The 12272-nt window shown below is 72.4% G+C and carries 13 protein-coding genes; 9 read left to right on the plus strand and 4 right to left on the minus strand.

Going from position 1 to position 12272, the window contains the following annotated elements:
- Positions 1 to 128: 128 nt before the first annotated feature.
- From ACZ66Z_RS01610 to ACZ66Z_RS01620, 3 genes are all read right to left on the minus strand, one after another.
- Positions 129 to 1367, minus strand: a complete 1239-nt coding sequence (locus ACZ66Z_RS01610; RefSeq protein ID WP_469931941.1) for a PP2C family protein-serine/threonine phosphatase — start codon at positions 1365 to 1367, stop codon at positions 129 to 131.
- Positions 1368 to 1544: 177 nt separating this feature from the next.
- On the minus strand, positions 1545 to 2186 hold the full coding sequence (locus ACZ66Z_RS01615) for a carbonic anhydrase (protein WP_469931942.1): 642 nt from the start codon (positions 2184 to 2186) through the stop codon (positions 1545 to 1547).
- A gap of 217 nt (positions 2187 to 2403) precedes the next feature.
- Positions 2404 to 3351, minus strand: coding sequence for a quinone oxidoreductase family protein (locus ACZ66Z_RS01620; protein ID WP_469931943.1), 948 nt, complete (start codon positions 3349 to 3351; stop codon positions 2404 to 2406).
- A gap of 75 nt (positions 3352 to 3426) precedes the next feature.
- Here ACZ66Z_RS01620 and ACZ66Z_RS01625 point away from each other — a divergent pair, with 75 nt between their 5' ends.
- From ACZ66Z_RS01625 to ACZ66Z_RS01650, 6 genes are all read left to right on the plus strand, one after another.
- Entirely contained in the window at positions 3427 to 3900 is a 474-nt protein-coding gene (locus tag ACZ66Z_RS01625; protein ID WP_469931944.1) for a MarR family winged helix-turn-helix transcriptional regulator, read from the plus strand.
- 581 nt (positions 3901 to 4481) lie between these two features.
- On the plus strand, positions 4482 to 5003 hold the full coding sequence (locus ACZ66Z_RS01630) for a transposase (protein WP_469931945.1): 522 nt from the start codon (positions 4482 to 4484) through the stop codon (positions 5001 to 5003).
- A gap of 603 nt (positions 5004 to 5606) precedes the next feature.
- Positions 5607 to 6191, plus strand: a complete 585-nt coding sequence (gene sigK / locus ACZ66Z_RS01635) for an ECF RNA polymerase sigma factor SigK (RefSeq protein WP_469931946.1) — start codon at positions 5607 to 5609, stop codon at positions 6189 to 6191.
- Entirely contained in the window at positions 6188 to 6940 is a 753-nt protein-coding gene (locus tag ACZ66Z_RS01640; RefSeq protein ID WP_469931947.1) for an anti-sigma factor, read from the plus strand. The genes sigK and ACZ66Z_RS01640 overlap by 4 nt, the downstream gene beginning before the upstream one ends.
- A gap of 100 nt (positions 6941 to 7040) precedes the next feature.
- Positions 7041 to 7973 (plus strand): alpha/beta hydrolase, encoded by a 933-nt coding sequence (locus ACZ66Z_RS01645; RefSeq protein WP_469931948.1) that lies wholly within the window; start codon positions 7041 to 7043, stop codon positions 7971 to 7973.
- Complete coding sequence (locus tag ACZ66Z_RS01650; RefSeq protein WP_469931949.1) at positions 7970 to 9544, plus strand: molybdopterin-dependent oxidoreductase; 1575 nt, start codon at positions 7970 to 7972, stop codon at positions 9542 to 9544. Before ACZ66Z_RS01645 ends, ACZ66Z_RS01650 begins: the two co-directional genes overlap by 4 nt.
- On the opposite strand, the gene ACZ66Z_RS01655 is transcribed toward ACZ66Z_RS01650, so the two are convergent.
- Positions 9531 to 9707 carry a hypothetical protein gene (locus ACZ66Z_RS01655; protein WP_469931950.1) on the minus strand — a complete coding sequence of 59 codons (177 nt, stop codon included), beginning with the start codon at positions 9705 to 9707 and terminating at the stop codon, positions 9531 to 9533. The genes ACZ66Z_RS01650 and ACZ66Z_RS01655 overlap by 14 nt on opposite strands.
- 211 nt (positions 9708 to 9918) lie before the next feature.
- Between ACZ66Z_RS01655 and ACZ66Z_RS01660 the strand changes: the two genes are divergently transcribed.
- The 3 genes from ACZ66Z_RS01660 (at position 9919) to ACZ66Z_RS01670 (ending at position 12221) form a co-directional block, all read left to right on the plus strand.
- Positions 9919 to 10518 (plus strand): hypothetical protein, encoded by a 600-nt coding sequence (locus ACZ66Z_RS01660; RefSeq protein WP_469931951.1) that lies wholly within the window; start codon positions 9919 to 9921, stop codon positions 10516 to 10518.
- A 111-nt stretch (positions 10519 to 10629) separates the two neighbouring features.
- On the plus strand, positions 10630 to 11364 hold the full coding sequence (locus ACZ66Z_RS01665) for a class F sortase (RefSeq protein ID WP_469931952.1): 735 nt from the start codon (positions 10630 to 10632) through the stop codon (positions 11362 to 11364).
- Between the two features lie 200 nt (positions 11365 to 11564).
- Entirely contained in the window at positions 11565 to 12221 is a 657-nt protein-coding gene (locus ACZ66Z_RS01670; RefSeq protein ID WP_469931953.1) for a fasciclin domain-containing protein, read from the plus strand.
- Positions 12222 to 12272 lie beyond the last annotated feature (51 nt).

The raw sequence follows: 12272 nt of genomic DNA on the forward strand, positions 1-12272 counted from the left end.
CCGACGCGGCGGACGCACTCATGTCCCCATTGCAGCATTCGTCCGGGTGCCTCGCACGTTCACGGACGCCGGGGTGCGCGACCGAAGGCGACGCGAGGCCCCGGGAGGGGCGCCCCGTGCGGTCGGGGTCACAGGCGGACGACGACCAGGGCGATGTCGTCGCGGGCGCCGCCGGCGACACCGAGGCGCGCGAGGAGGGCGTCGGCCAGGTGCTCGGGACCGAGAGCGGTCAGATCGCGGAGGGCGGTGGTGAGCCGGTCGAGGCCGGTGTCGATGTCCTCGCCGCGGCGTTCGATCAGACCGTCGGTGTAGAGGACGAGGGTGTCGCCCGGGCGGTAGGCGGTGCCGGCCTGCGGCCGGGGGACGTGCTCCGGGCGCGCCCCCAGCGGCGGATCGGTGGCCTGGTCCAGCAGCTCGAACGTGCCGTCGGCGTGCAGCAGGACCGGAGGGGGGTGCCCGGCGCTGGAGTAGACGATCAGCCGGGAACGGCTGTCCACGAGCACGGTGATCGCGGTCGCGGCCAGCGCTCCGTCGACGGAGCGGGCGTACATGCCCAGCACCTCCAGCGCCCCGGCCGGGCCGACGGCCGTGCGGCAGGCGGCGGACAGGGCGCTGCGGAGCATGCCCATGACGGTGGCGGCTTCCAGGCCGTGGCCGACGACGTCGCCGACGGCGACGGTGAACCGGCCGTCGGAGAGGTCGACGGTGTCGTACCAGTCCCCGCACACGTTCAGCGAGCCGATCGCGGGCAGGTAGCGCACCGCGACGTTGCTGTGCCGCGCCAGGTCGGGAGAGCGGAGCATCGCCGCCTGCAAGGTGACGGCGACCTCCCGTTCCCGGGCGTGGGCCGCACGCAGTTCCTCGTTCAGCCGTTGCAGCTCGCGGGCACGGGCGTACAGCTCGGCCTCCATGCCGTCCTCCCGCACGGTCATGCGTCCGCCCTCGCCGCGGAAGCGGCGGGACAGCACGAAGGCCGTGACGTCCTCCGCCCGGTGGATGATCCACGCCACCCGCCCCTCCGGTCCCGCGACGGGCGTGTTCACCGGCGACCACCACCGTTCCTCGAACACCCCCGGCCGCCCGGCCACCGGGATGTCGTACTTCTGCACCGCCATGACGTCCGGCTCGCCCGTGGCCAGGACCCTGCCCAGCGACGCACCCAGGTTCGTCACGCCGTCCGCGTGCGGATCGGCCGGGTTGTCGGGGAAGGCGTCGAACAGGCGCCGGCCGACCAGGTCCTCCCGCTCACGGCCGGTCGCCCGTAGGTACGCCTCGTTGACGTCGACGATCACCAGGTCCGGCGACAGCACCAGATACGGGCTCGGCGTCGCGGCGAACAACGCCCTGTAGTCGACATCCCGTCGCATCAGCCGTCGGCTCCTCCCTGGCCCACACCCTGCCGCCAACTTACGCACCCCTGCGGCCGTCCGCCTGGTGGCAGAGGTGCGAGGGACCCGTCGAAGAACGGGTCCCGGCGGGGCACGGACACAGGCGCGGGCATGGGCATGGGCATGCCGATGCTCAGGAACGTCGACGGACCGCCGTCACGACGCCGCGTTCGCGGACACCTCGAGACCGCGGGTGGTCACCGGGCGGGCCGTGCCGTCCGCCAGCCGGTACGACAGCCCCACCACCGCCGCCCGTCCGTCCTCGACCGCCTGCGCCAGGACACGGGAACGGTCGAGGAGCAGGTCGACGGTGTGCCGTACGTGCTCGGTGATGAAGTCCTCGTCCTCGGTGCGCCCGGCGGCGCGGGCGGCCAGCACGCTGGGGGTCACCCGCTCGATCACGTCCCGCACGTAGCCGCCCGCCGCCGTGCCGTCCTCGACGGCCGAGCGGGTGGCCGCGACCGCGCCGCACGCGTCGTGGCCGAGCACCACGACCAGTGGCGCGCCGAGCACGCTCACCCCGTACTCGATGCTCCCCAGCACCTCGGGACCCTGGACGTGTCCGGCGGTGCGGACCACGAACAGGTCGCCCAGACCGCGGTCGAAGACGATCTCGGCGGCCAGTCGGGAGTCGGAGCAGCCGAACAGCACGGCGAACGGATTCTGCGCCGGGACGACCTCGGTACGGCGGGCGGCGTCCTGGTTCGGGTGCTCCGGCGCACCGGCGACGAACCGCCGGTTGCCGGCCAGCAGCATCTCGAGGGCTTCACGGGGCGCAGGGCTGGGGGTCTCGGTCATGTCCGCAGCCTAAGTGGTCAGCTCCGGAAGTCCTTCGGGGCTTGACGCGATTGGCGTGGCTGTGCGGGCATCGGCAGGCTGGGCAGCGACCTGGGTCGCTGCCCAGCACTGATGAGGGGGCGTGTGGGCTCGGCCCCCGCGTCTGGGGTGATCCCTTCCTGCCCTGGCGGGGTGCGATGGGGGGAACCACCTCGTGGTCGACGCTTTCGGCGTGTTGTCAGGCGACGCGGAGGATGCTCTTGCCGTGGGTGGCACCCTCGGCGAGCCGCTGTACGGCGGTGGCCAGGTCTGCCAGGTTGTATTCGGCGGTGATGTCCACGCGCAGCTTGCCGTCTGCGACGAGAGCGAGCGCGCGGCGGGCGCTGTCGGCGAGGCGCTCCGGGTGGGTCTGACTGAGCAGGTTGCTGTTGTAGGTGATGAGTGACTTGCCGTGCATGAGCAGGTCGTTGGTGTCGGCCAGGACGGGTTCGTAGGTGCTGAGGTTGCCGTAGACGGCGAGTCGGCCGTGCGCCGCTAGCTGCTCCAGGGCGGCGCGGCGGGTTGCGCCGCCGACCGGGTCGAGGATCACGTCGAAGCGTTCGGTGCCGAGCTTGGTCGGGAACTCTTCGCGCAGCAGGACCTGGTCGTAGCCGAACTGGGCGGCGTAGTCGGCCCTGGCGGTACTGCCGGCGACGCCGACGATCCGGCCGGCCCCGGCCAGCCGGGCGAACTGGGCGGCGAGCGTGCCGACTGAGCCGGCCGCGGCATGGATCAGCACGCTCTCGCCGGGCCGTACCTGCGCGGTGGCGTTGATCAGGTCGTAGGCGGTCGGTGCGCCCCAGCCGAGACCTGCGGCCGTCCGCAGCGGCAGATCGCCGATGTCCAGGCTGAGCGCGGCGGGTGCCAGGACCACCTCGGCACAGGCGCCCGCCGTGGTCAGCGCGGCCACGGGCGCACCGACACGGCTTGCGTCGACGCCCTCGCCGACCGCGGCGATGTGCCCGGACGCCTCGAAGCCGGGGACGAAGGGGCGCGGCACGGGGAAGTGGCCGTCCCGGACCATGGTGTCCCCCCACTGGATCCCGGCGTAGGCGACTCGGATCGCCACCTCGCCGGGGCCGGGGTCGGGCTCGTCGAGTTCGGCGACTCGGTAGTGGTCCTCAGTGTCGAGGAGGACAGCCCTCATGGTTACAGCCCCTTGTGTTGACTCAGTATCCTTACAGTAGAAGACGGTAGGTGTATAAGGTTCCTGAGTCAACCCATGAACCTGTCAATGGAGTGGAAGTGCATGATGGAAGCCCCGGTCGAGGAGTCCCTCTGTACCCGGATCAGGCGGTCGGAGCAGGCGTTGATGGCACACCACGAGGCAGTGCTGCGCGCCTACGGGCTGACCATGACGCAGTACACCGTGCTGCTGGCCCTCTCGCACGAAGGCGGCATGTCCGGCGCCCAACTGGCCCGCTCCTGCGGGGTGACGCAGCAGAGCATGAGCAGCGTGCTGACCAACATGGAGACCAAGGGACTCATCCGCCGCGAGACGTCCCCGGTGCACGCCAAGGTGCAGATCGCCACCCTGACCGATGAGGGTCAGGCGCTCCTTGACCGCGCCTACCAGGAGGTGATCATCCTTGAGCGCGCACTCACCGACGCGTTCACGCCCTCCGAACACGCCGCGCTCTGCGAACTCCTGGAACGAGCCACTACCGTCCTGATCCAGCAGACGCGCCCGCGATAGCCCCGCCCGCCGCCTGAGCCCTCGGCCACCAGACGCACAGGAGCCCCATCCCCCCATACCCGCCCTGGAGGATTCGGTTGCCCTGCCTGCGATGCCTGCTTGCTCTGCCGTGCCCGTGGTGCTGACCGCAGCTGAGCGCCACCGGCTGAAGAAGATGGCCTACGGCCACAAGACCCCGCACCAGATGCGGCAACGGGCGGCGATCGTCTTACTGGCGGCACGCCGAGGCCAAAGCGCTGGCCTGCCAGCTTCCCGCCGAAACCGGCGTGCCGCTGTCGCGCTGGTCCTGCCCGGAGTTGGCCACCGAACTGACCGCGCGGGATCACCGACACCATCTCGGCATCCACAGTGCGCCGCTGGCTGCGCGAGGACGCGCTCAAACCGTGGCAGCACCGTTCCTGGATCTTCATCACCGACCCGGACTTCCGCCTCCGGGCCAAGCGTGTGCTGGATCTGTACGCCCGCACCTGGAACGGTGAGCCGCTCGGCGAGAACGAGTACGTCATCAGCGCGGACGAGAAGACCTCCATCCAGGCGCGCTGCCGCTGCCACCCCACCTCGCGCCGGGACAAGCCCGGGCGATGCGCGTCAACCACACCTACGGCCGCGGCGGCGCCCTCGCCTACCTGGCCGCCTACGACGTCCACCAAGCCCGCGTGTTCGGCCGCTGCGAACCACCCACCGGCATCGTCCCGTTCATGAACCTGGTCACCCAGGTCATGACCCGCGAGCCCTACGCCAGCGCCAAGCGAGTGCTCTGGGTCGTCGACAACGGCTCCTCCCACCGCGGCAAGACGGCCGCCGACCGGCTGACCGCAGCATTCCCGAACGCGGTCATGGTCCACACCCCGGTGCACGCCTCCTGGCTCAACCAAGTGGAGATCTACTTCTCCGTCGTCCAACGCAAAGTCGTGGCACCCAACGACTTCACGAACCTCGGCCAACTTCGAGCGCGACTCCGCGCCTCCGAAGACCGCTACAACGCCACGGCACAGCCGTTCCAGTGGAAGTTCACCGCCTCCGACCTGGACGATCTGCTGGCCAGGCTCGACCGGCACACCGCCGATCACCCAGAAGAATCCTCCGCCGCACAGGCAGCGTGATCAACCCCCGAAGGACTTCCGGAGCTGACCACTAAGGTTCGGCCCCCCGTGCCGCGTCTCCAGGTCCGTCGGTGGCCACTGCGGCCTGCCTGCCGAACTCCTCTTCCTCCTCGGTCGTACCGTGCGCCGTCGACAGCCCGAGGCGCCGGGCAAGGGTCCGCGCCGCTTGCGCCCGCAGCCCGCGGACAGCCGCCGCTTCATCCCGTTCACCGGCACGGCCCGCCGGTCTCCGCCACGCTTCCACACGCGTCAAACGACCTGGGGCGAACGGCGGTGTCGGCCGTACGGGTGACCCCCTGTGTGAGGCCGCCCCTGCCTCGCCGTCGGCGCAGGACCGGTCATGACCACCACGGCCCCGGGTCACCGACACCGCACGCCGCACGCGTGCCGGTGCATCACGATCGCGGAAAATGTCGCTCCCCCACCCATCCGCACACGCGTCCGCCACGAAGTACGGGGCGAGAAGGATCTCCCGGGCCCCGGTCCGGGGGGACCTCCACGCTCGAACCCCCACTGCCGAAGGACTGCCATGCGATGGACAGCGACCCCCGCCCCGGCCGGCACCGGCACCTGCAGATCGCTCAGCCACCCGGGAGGCGGCCGGTGACCCAGCCCCTGCCACTCGGCGGCACCGCCAGGCACGGTGGCGATCTCACCTCGGTGATGCAACAGGTCGCGCACGGCGACAAGGAGGCGTTCTCGGTCCTGTACGACGCCCTCGCACCACTCGTCTTCGGCACCGTCCTCAAGGTCGTGAGGGACCGCGCCCAGTCCGAGGAGGTCGCCCAGGAGGTGATGATCGACCTGTGGCGGCAGGCTGCCCGCTACCGGCCGGAATCGGGCAACGTCCGGACGTGGGCGGCGACGATCGCCCACCGCCGGGCCGTGGACAGGGTGCGCTCGGCCCAGGCCGCCCACGACCGTGAGCAGGCGACCGCCGCCCACGATCACTCCCGGCCCTTCGACGAGGTCGTCGAGCGGGTCGAGACGCGCCTGGAGAGCGAGCAGGTACGGCGTTGTCTGCGCGGCCTGACCGAGCTTCAGCGCCAAGCGGTGACCATGGCCTATTACGGCGGCCTGACCTACCGTGAAGTGGCCGTGGCGCTCGGTACGCCGCTGCCGACCGTGAAGACACGTCTGCGCGACGGGCTGATCCGGCTGCGCGACTGCATGGGGGTGAGCGCATGAAGCAGCACCACGACGACCTGCACGCCCTCGCCGCCGCCTACGCGGTGAACGCGCTGGACGCGCGCGAGCGCGAACTCTTCACGGCGCACCTGTCGACCTGCGTTCCGTGCCGGCGCGAGGTGTACGAGTTCGAGGCCACCGCGGCGCGCATGGCCGGGGCCGTGTCGCAGGCCCCGCCCGCTTCCATGAAGCAGCGGGTCGTCGCCGACATCGACGGCGTGCGGCAGCTCCCGCCCCGGGTGGCCCCGGGCAACGGGGGGGCCACGGTGTGGACGGCGCTTCGCCGCAGGGCCACGACGTTCGCGGTGGCCGCGAGCCTGGCCGCCGCCGTCTCCTTCGCGGGCATCGCCGCCTGGCAGCATCAGGAGAGCGACGACGCCGCACGCCGTGCCGCCCGGAGCGAGCAGCGCCTGGACGCGGTGAGCGCGGTCCTCGCCGCCCCGGACGCCCGCAGCGTGCAGGGCCGTACGGGCGGCGGCGCCGGCACCTCCGTGGTGTCCTCGCAGCGGCTGGGCAAGGCCGTCTTCATCGCCAGCGGACTGCCGGACCCCGGCTCGGGGAAGACCTACCAGCTCTGGCTGGGCCGGGGCGGCACCATGCGGCCCGCCGGTCTCCTCCAGGGGGACGGCACCGTGGTCCTGGAAGGCGACACGGCACACGCGAACGCCGTCGGACTGACGGTCGAACCGGCGGGCGGATCGACTCGGCCGACCACCCAGCCCCTGTTGATCCTGGACATGCCCGCCTGACCGGCGTCCCCGCGGCAGGCGGGGACGCCCCCCTGTGGCGCACGGCCCGGGGCTCGGAGCGAGGGGTGGAGAGAGGAACCGCCGACGGAGCATCGCGGTCGTGGGAGCGGACGTGGCGGGGCTGACCGCGGCGTACGTGCCGTCCCGCGCGTACGACGTGGTCCGGTACGCGCCCCCGGAGCCGCGCGGCGCCGTGCTGGTGTTGCCGGGCGGGCGTTCCGAGGGGCCCGGGGCGCCACCGTTCCTCGACCTGCCCCCCCTCCGCATGCGGCCGTTCACCACCGCCCTCCTCCGCTCCGCCCGGGCGAACCAGGTCCCGGTCGCCCGGGTCCGCTACCGGCACCGGGGCTGGAACGGGGAGCGCGCCGATCCGGTCCGGGACGCCGAAGCGGCGTTGACCGAGCTCCGGGCGCGGCTCGGGAGGACGCCCGTGGTGCTGGTCGGTCATTCCATGGGCGGGCGCGCCGCGTTGCGTGCCGCGGGCGACCCGGCGGTCCGGGGCGTCGTCGCCCCCGCTCCCTGGTGCCCGCCGGGGGAACCCGTGGCCCGTCTCGCCGGTCGTCGGCTGTACCTGCTGCACGACGAGACGGACCGGGTCACCTCGGCCGCCCGGTCCTGGGCGTTCGTCCGCAGGGCCCGGGCGGCCGGGGCCGACGCGGTCGGGATCCCGATGCCCGTCGGTGGCCACACCATGCTCCGGGGCGCGAGCCGGTGGCACCGGATGACGGCCCAGCTGGCCATGGGGATGCTCGCGGGCGACCGACGCGGCGCCGGGTCGGCCTCCGCGTCTCGCCAGGGCCCTCGCCGTACGGGGCGTGATCCCCGCACCGGCAACGAGCACGAGGGCTGCCGTTGTTTTGGTCGGCCCGTCCGCACGAGACCGGCCCCGAGGCCCGGCCCGTGGGACCCGCCGCGAGCGTGCGTGCGGTGGCGGGGCGCCCCCGGCTCGCCCGGTCCCGGCGACTTCGTCCGACCGGCCGAACGCGTCAGGGGGCCCATCCCTGGGCGGCCGTGCTCCGAATCCCCGGTGTGAGCATCGACAAGAAGGTTCTGGACAGGGCGTCCCGGGCGGCCCTCGCGGGTCTCGTGTCCGGTTACGCCGCCGTGGCGGTCGCCGCACTGGTCTCCGCGGCGGTACGTCCGGAGGCCGGGCCCCTGACAGCCGTCGGTGGCGCGGCCGTCGACCGCACGCCCGCCGAGCTCAAGGACTGGGCCATCCGGAACTTCGGGACGAACGACAAGCTCGTCCTGCAGTCCGGGATCCTCGTGGTGACCGCCCTGTTGTCCGTGGCCCTCGGCGTACTGGCCCTGCGGTGGCGACGGGCGGCCGCCGCGGGGGTGGTGCTGTTCGGGGTCGTGGGCGCGGCCGCCGCGCTCGACCGGCCGGATTCGGACTCCCTCTCCGACGCGCTTCCGTCGCTCGTCGGCGGTGGCGTGGGCGGTGTCCTGCTGTTCTTCCTGGCCGGTCTGCCCATCGGCACGGCCCGGGACGAGCCCGCCGGGTCGGCGGGCGCATGGAACCGGCGGCGGTTCCTGCTGGCGACCGGTGCGGCCGCCGCGGGCGGCACGGTGGCCGGCGCGGTCGGACGCGGGCTCGCCTCGTCACGGTCCGGTGACGCGGTGGCGTCCCGGGCCGCCGTCGTCCTGCCCCGCCCGGCCTCGCCCGCCTCCGCCGTTCCCCGGGGCGCCGGTCTGCGGCTGCCGGGAGTGAGTCCCTTCCTCACCCCGAACAAGGACTTCTACCGGGTCGACACGGCCCTCGTGGTCCCCGAAGTGCCGACGGCCTCCTGGCGCCTGCGGGTGCACGGCAAGGGCGTGCGCCGAGAACTGTCCCTCTCCTTCGACGACTTGCTGCGGTACGGGCTCGTCGAGCGCGACATCACGCTGACCTGCGTCTCCAACGAGGTGGGCGGCCCCTACGTCGGCAACGCCCGCTGGCTCGGCGTGCCCCTGGCGGACCTGCTGCGGGAGGCGGGGGTGCGACCGCCGTCGGAGGGCGGGGCGGCCGACCAGCTCGTCGCCCGCTCGGTCGACGGAATGACGCTCGGTACCCCGGTCGAGGACGTGATGGACGGCCGGGACGCGATGCTCGCGGTCGGCATGAACGGCGAGCCGCTCCCCTTCGCACACGGGTTCCCCGTCCGCATGGTCGTACCCGGCCTCTACGGCTACGTCTCGGCGTGCAAGTGGATCGAGGACATCGAGCTCACCACCTTCGACTCCTACGACCCCTACTGGGTGAAGCGGAAGTGGGCCCGTCGCGCGCCGGTCAAGACGCAGGCCCGCATCGACACGCCCAAGCCCTTCGCCCGCCCGGGCGTCGGCACGGTCGTGGTCGCGGGCGTCGCCTGGGCCCAGCACCGCGGCATCGACCGGGTCGAGATCCGCGTGGACGACGGCCCCTGGCAGCAGGCCGGCCTCGCCCCCGAGGCCGGCCGCGACACCTGGCGTCAGTGGTCCTTCCCCTGGCGGGCCACGCCCGGCACCCACACCCTGACCGTGCGTGCCACCGACCGCACCGGCACGACGCAGACCGAACGACGCACCCGGACGATCCCCGACGGCGCCGACGGATGGCACTCCGTCGTCGTCACCGTCGGCTGAGCCCCGCACGGGCGACGGCCTTGGCCGGTGTGGGCCGGTGGTGCCAGTCGTGCGCCGTCTTCACGTCGGCCGGGAACACCGCCGCGAGGAACAGCGCCGTGGCGCGTGCACTCGTCCGGCGCGTGGTCGGGAGCGCGAGGCCGGCGGCCAGGGCGAGTTGCACCGCGCCACTGGCCAGGGTCCGGCCGCGGTGGCCTGACGGCAACTCAAGGACACGGCACCGACGCCCTTCGGGTCCACGGGAGCACGCTGTCAGCCCGGATGCACTAGTCCCAGTGGCATGCGGACAGGCATCGGCTGACGGTGGGCCATGTCGCTGTGTACGAGAGGCCGACAGTGGGTCGGCCTGCGCAGCGGACGGAAGGAAACCATCGATGCGCTCTGCCCGCATTCTCTTCGCCGCCACCGCCACCGCCGCCGCCCTGGCCATGACCGCCCCCGGCGCGTACGCGCTCACCACGGGCGACGAGTGGTCCAAGGACGACTCCTCCCACAGCCGGGAGAAGGACCACGACAAGCCGCACGGCGGCATGCACACCGGCTCCGGTGCCCTGTCCCTCCTCGGCGGTGACGAGTGGTCCAAGGAGCACGACAAGGACAAGAAGGAGCACGACAAGGGAGAGCACGACAAGGGCGAGAAGGACCACGAGAAGGGTGAGGGCCACGAGAAGGACCACGGCAAGCCGACGGGTGGCATGCACACCGGTGGGGGTGCCCTCACGACGGTGGTGAACGGGGACGACTGGTCCAAGCCCGAGTCCGAGTCCACTGACAAGTCCGAGCAGGAGAAGAAGGACCACGAGAAGGACAAGGACTGGGGCAAGGAGCACGAGAAGCCCAAGGGCGGCATGCACACCGGTGGCGGCGGTCTGGCGAGCAGCGGCTCGAACGTGACCGGCGCCCTGGTGCTGGCCGGCGGGGTGGCCGCGTTCGCCCTCTACCGCCGCAAGAAGGCCGCCGACGCGGCAGCGTGACCCCCGGCCGGGTGCGGGGCCGCCTTCGGAAGGGCGGCCCCGCACCCGGCCTCCTTCTTTCTTTCGGCCCGCCCTGCCGGCAGCGCCGTCCGACTTCGAAAGGCACCTGTGGTGAAGACCCGACCGGACCCCGTCGACACGGAAGCGCCCCGGCGTGCCGCGCGGTGGGTCGTCCCCACCGTGTTCTGGACGCTGGTGCTGGTGGTGCTCATGGCCCTCTTCGGCCCGCGGGTCTTCACGCGGGACGCGATCGTACAGCCCCTGCCCGTGGCCTCCTCCCCCGCCGGAAACGCTCCGGCCGCCGCGCCGCAGCCCGTCGCGCCGTCGGTCCCGGGCCTCGCGCCCTCGTCCTCGTCGAGCACGGCCGCGGCGGCCGGGCCCGCCATGCCGAGGTCGGCTCCCACCCGTCTGATGATCCCCAAGATCGGAGTGGACGCGCCGTTCACCGCTCTGGAGATCGGACCTTCCGGCGCCCTCGACCCGCCGCCGGCCGATGACACGAACCTGGTCGGCTGGCACGCCTCCGGCGTCTCCCCCGGCGAGCGGGGAACCGCCCTCATCGCCGGCCATCTCGACACCGCCACGGCCCCGGCCGTCTTCGCCCGTCTCGGCGAACTCGCGGCCGGAGACAGTTTCGAGGTCGCGCGCGCGGACGGCACCACGGCCGCCTTCCTCGTCGACTCCGTGGAGAGCTTCCAGAAGAACGACTTCCCCGAGGAACGCGTGTACGGGGACACCCCTGACGCCCTCGTGCGGCTCATCACGTGTGCGGGCGCGTATGACCGCACGGTGAGGGACTACACCGAGAACCTGGTCGTCTTCGCCCACCTCGACACCTCCGGCTGACCTCCGGGGCCCGGGCGCGGGGACGACCCCTCCGGCAGGCCCGGGACGTCAACCTTTCCGTCCGAAGTCATTCTTCCGAGCGATCGGCCCATCCGACGGGCGGTCGGCCCCGAATACAGGTCGTGAGCAGCGACCGGGCCCTCCGCCCGGGTCCGTCCCCCAGTGGGGGCCGGCGCGCCGACCCCTCAAGGAGAAGAATCATGAACACGCTTCGCTTCCGACGCTCCGCCGTGGCCGTCGCCGCCGCGGCCGCCCTGCCCTTCGCGCTGGCCGCCTGCTCCGACTCCGGCAACGACTCCTCCGCCGACTCCGCGTCGGCCTCTCAGGCACCGGCGCCGCAGGACGACTCGCCGTCCACCGGACCCGGCACCGGCACGGCGATGTCCGGACCGTTCGGCCCGGCGTGTGCTTCCGTGCCCGAGGAGGGCGCCGGCTCGTTCGACGGCATGGCCAAGGACCCGGTCGCGACCGCCGCGTCCAACAATCCCGCCCTGTCCACCCTCGTCACGGCCGTGAAGAAGGCGGGCCTGGTCGACACGCTCAACAACGCGGAGAACATCACCGTCTTCGCCCCGACCAACGACGCCTTCGCCAAGATCCCCAAGGCCGACCTCGACAAGGTCCTCAACGACAAGGCCACCCTCACCAAGATCCTCACCTACCACGTCGTCGGCCAGAAGCTCACCCCGAAGCAGCTGGAGAACGGCAGCTTCGAGACCCTGGAGAAGGGCAAGATCACCACCAAGGGCTCCGGCGAGGACTACACCGTCAACGACACGTCCAAGGTCGTCTGCGGCAACGTGCCCACCGCGAACGCCACCGTCTACATCGTGGACACCGTCCTCATGCCGAAGTGACGGTGCCGCCAGGGGCAGTCCCACCGGGGTGACGGGATGAGCCGTGCGGCC

The sequence above is a fragment of the Streptomyces sp. NPDC107498 genome (genome assembly GCF_055582805.1).

Coding starts and splice junctions, on each gene's coding strand:
- ACZ66Z_RS01660 (WP_469931951.1), top strand. CDS start 9,919: ATGCGCTCTGCCCGCATTCTCTTCGCCGCCACCGCCACCGCCGCCGCC.
- ACZ66Z_RS01640 (WP_469931947.1), top strand. CDS start 6,188: ATGAAGCAGCACCACGACGACCTGCACGCCCTCGCCGCCGCCTACGCG.
- ACZ66Z_RS01625 (WP_469931944.1), top strand. CDS start 3,427: ATGAACCTGTCAATGGAGTGGAAGTGCATGATGGAAGCCCCGGTCGAG.
- ACZ66Z_RS01610 (WP_469931941.1), bottom strand. CDS start 1,367: ATGCGACGGGATGTCGACTACAGGGCGTTGTTCGCCGCGACGCCGAGC.
- ACZ66Z_RS01670 (WP_469931953.1), top strand. CDS start 11,565: ATGAACACGCTTCGCTTCCGACGCTCCGCCGTGGCCGTCGCCGCCGCG.
- ACZ66Z_RS01620 (WP_469931943.1), bottom strand. CDS start 3,351: ATGAGGGCTGTCCTCCTCGACACTGAGGACCACTACCGAGTCGCCGAA.
- ACZ66Z_RS01615 (WP_469931942.1), bottom strand. CDS start 2,186: ATGACCGAGACCCCCAGCCCTGCGCCCCGTGAAGCCCTCGAGATGCTG.
- ACZ66Z_RS01630 (WP_469931945.1), top strand. CDS start 4,482: ATGCGCGTCAACCACACCTACGGCCGCGGCGGCGCCCTCGCCTACCTG.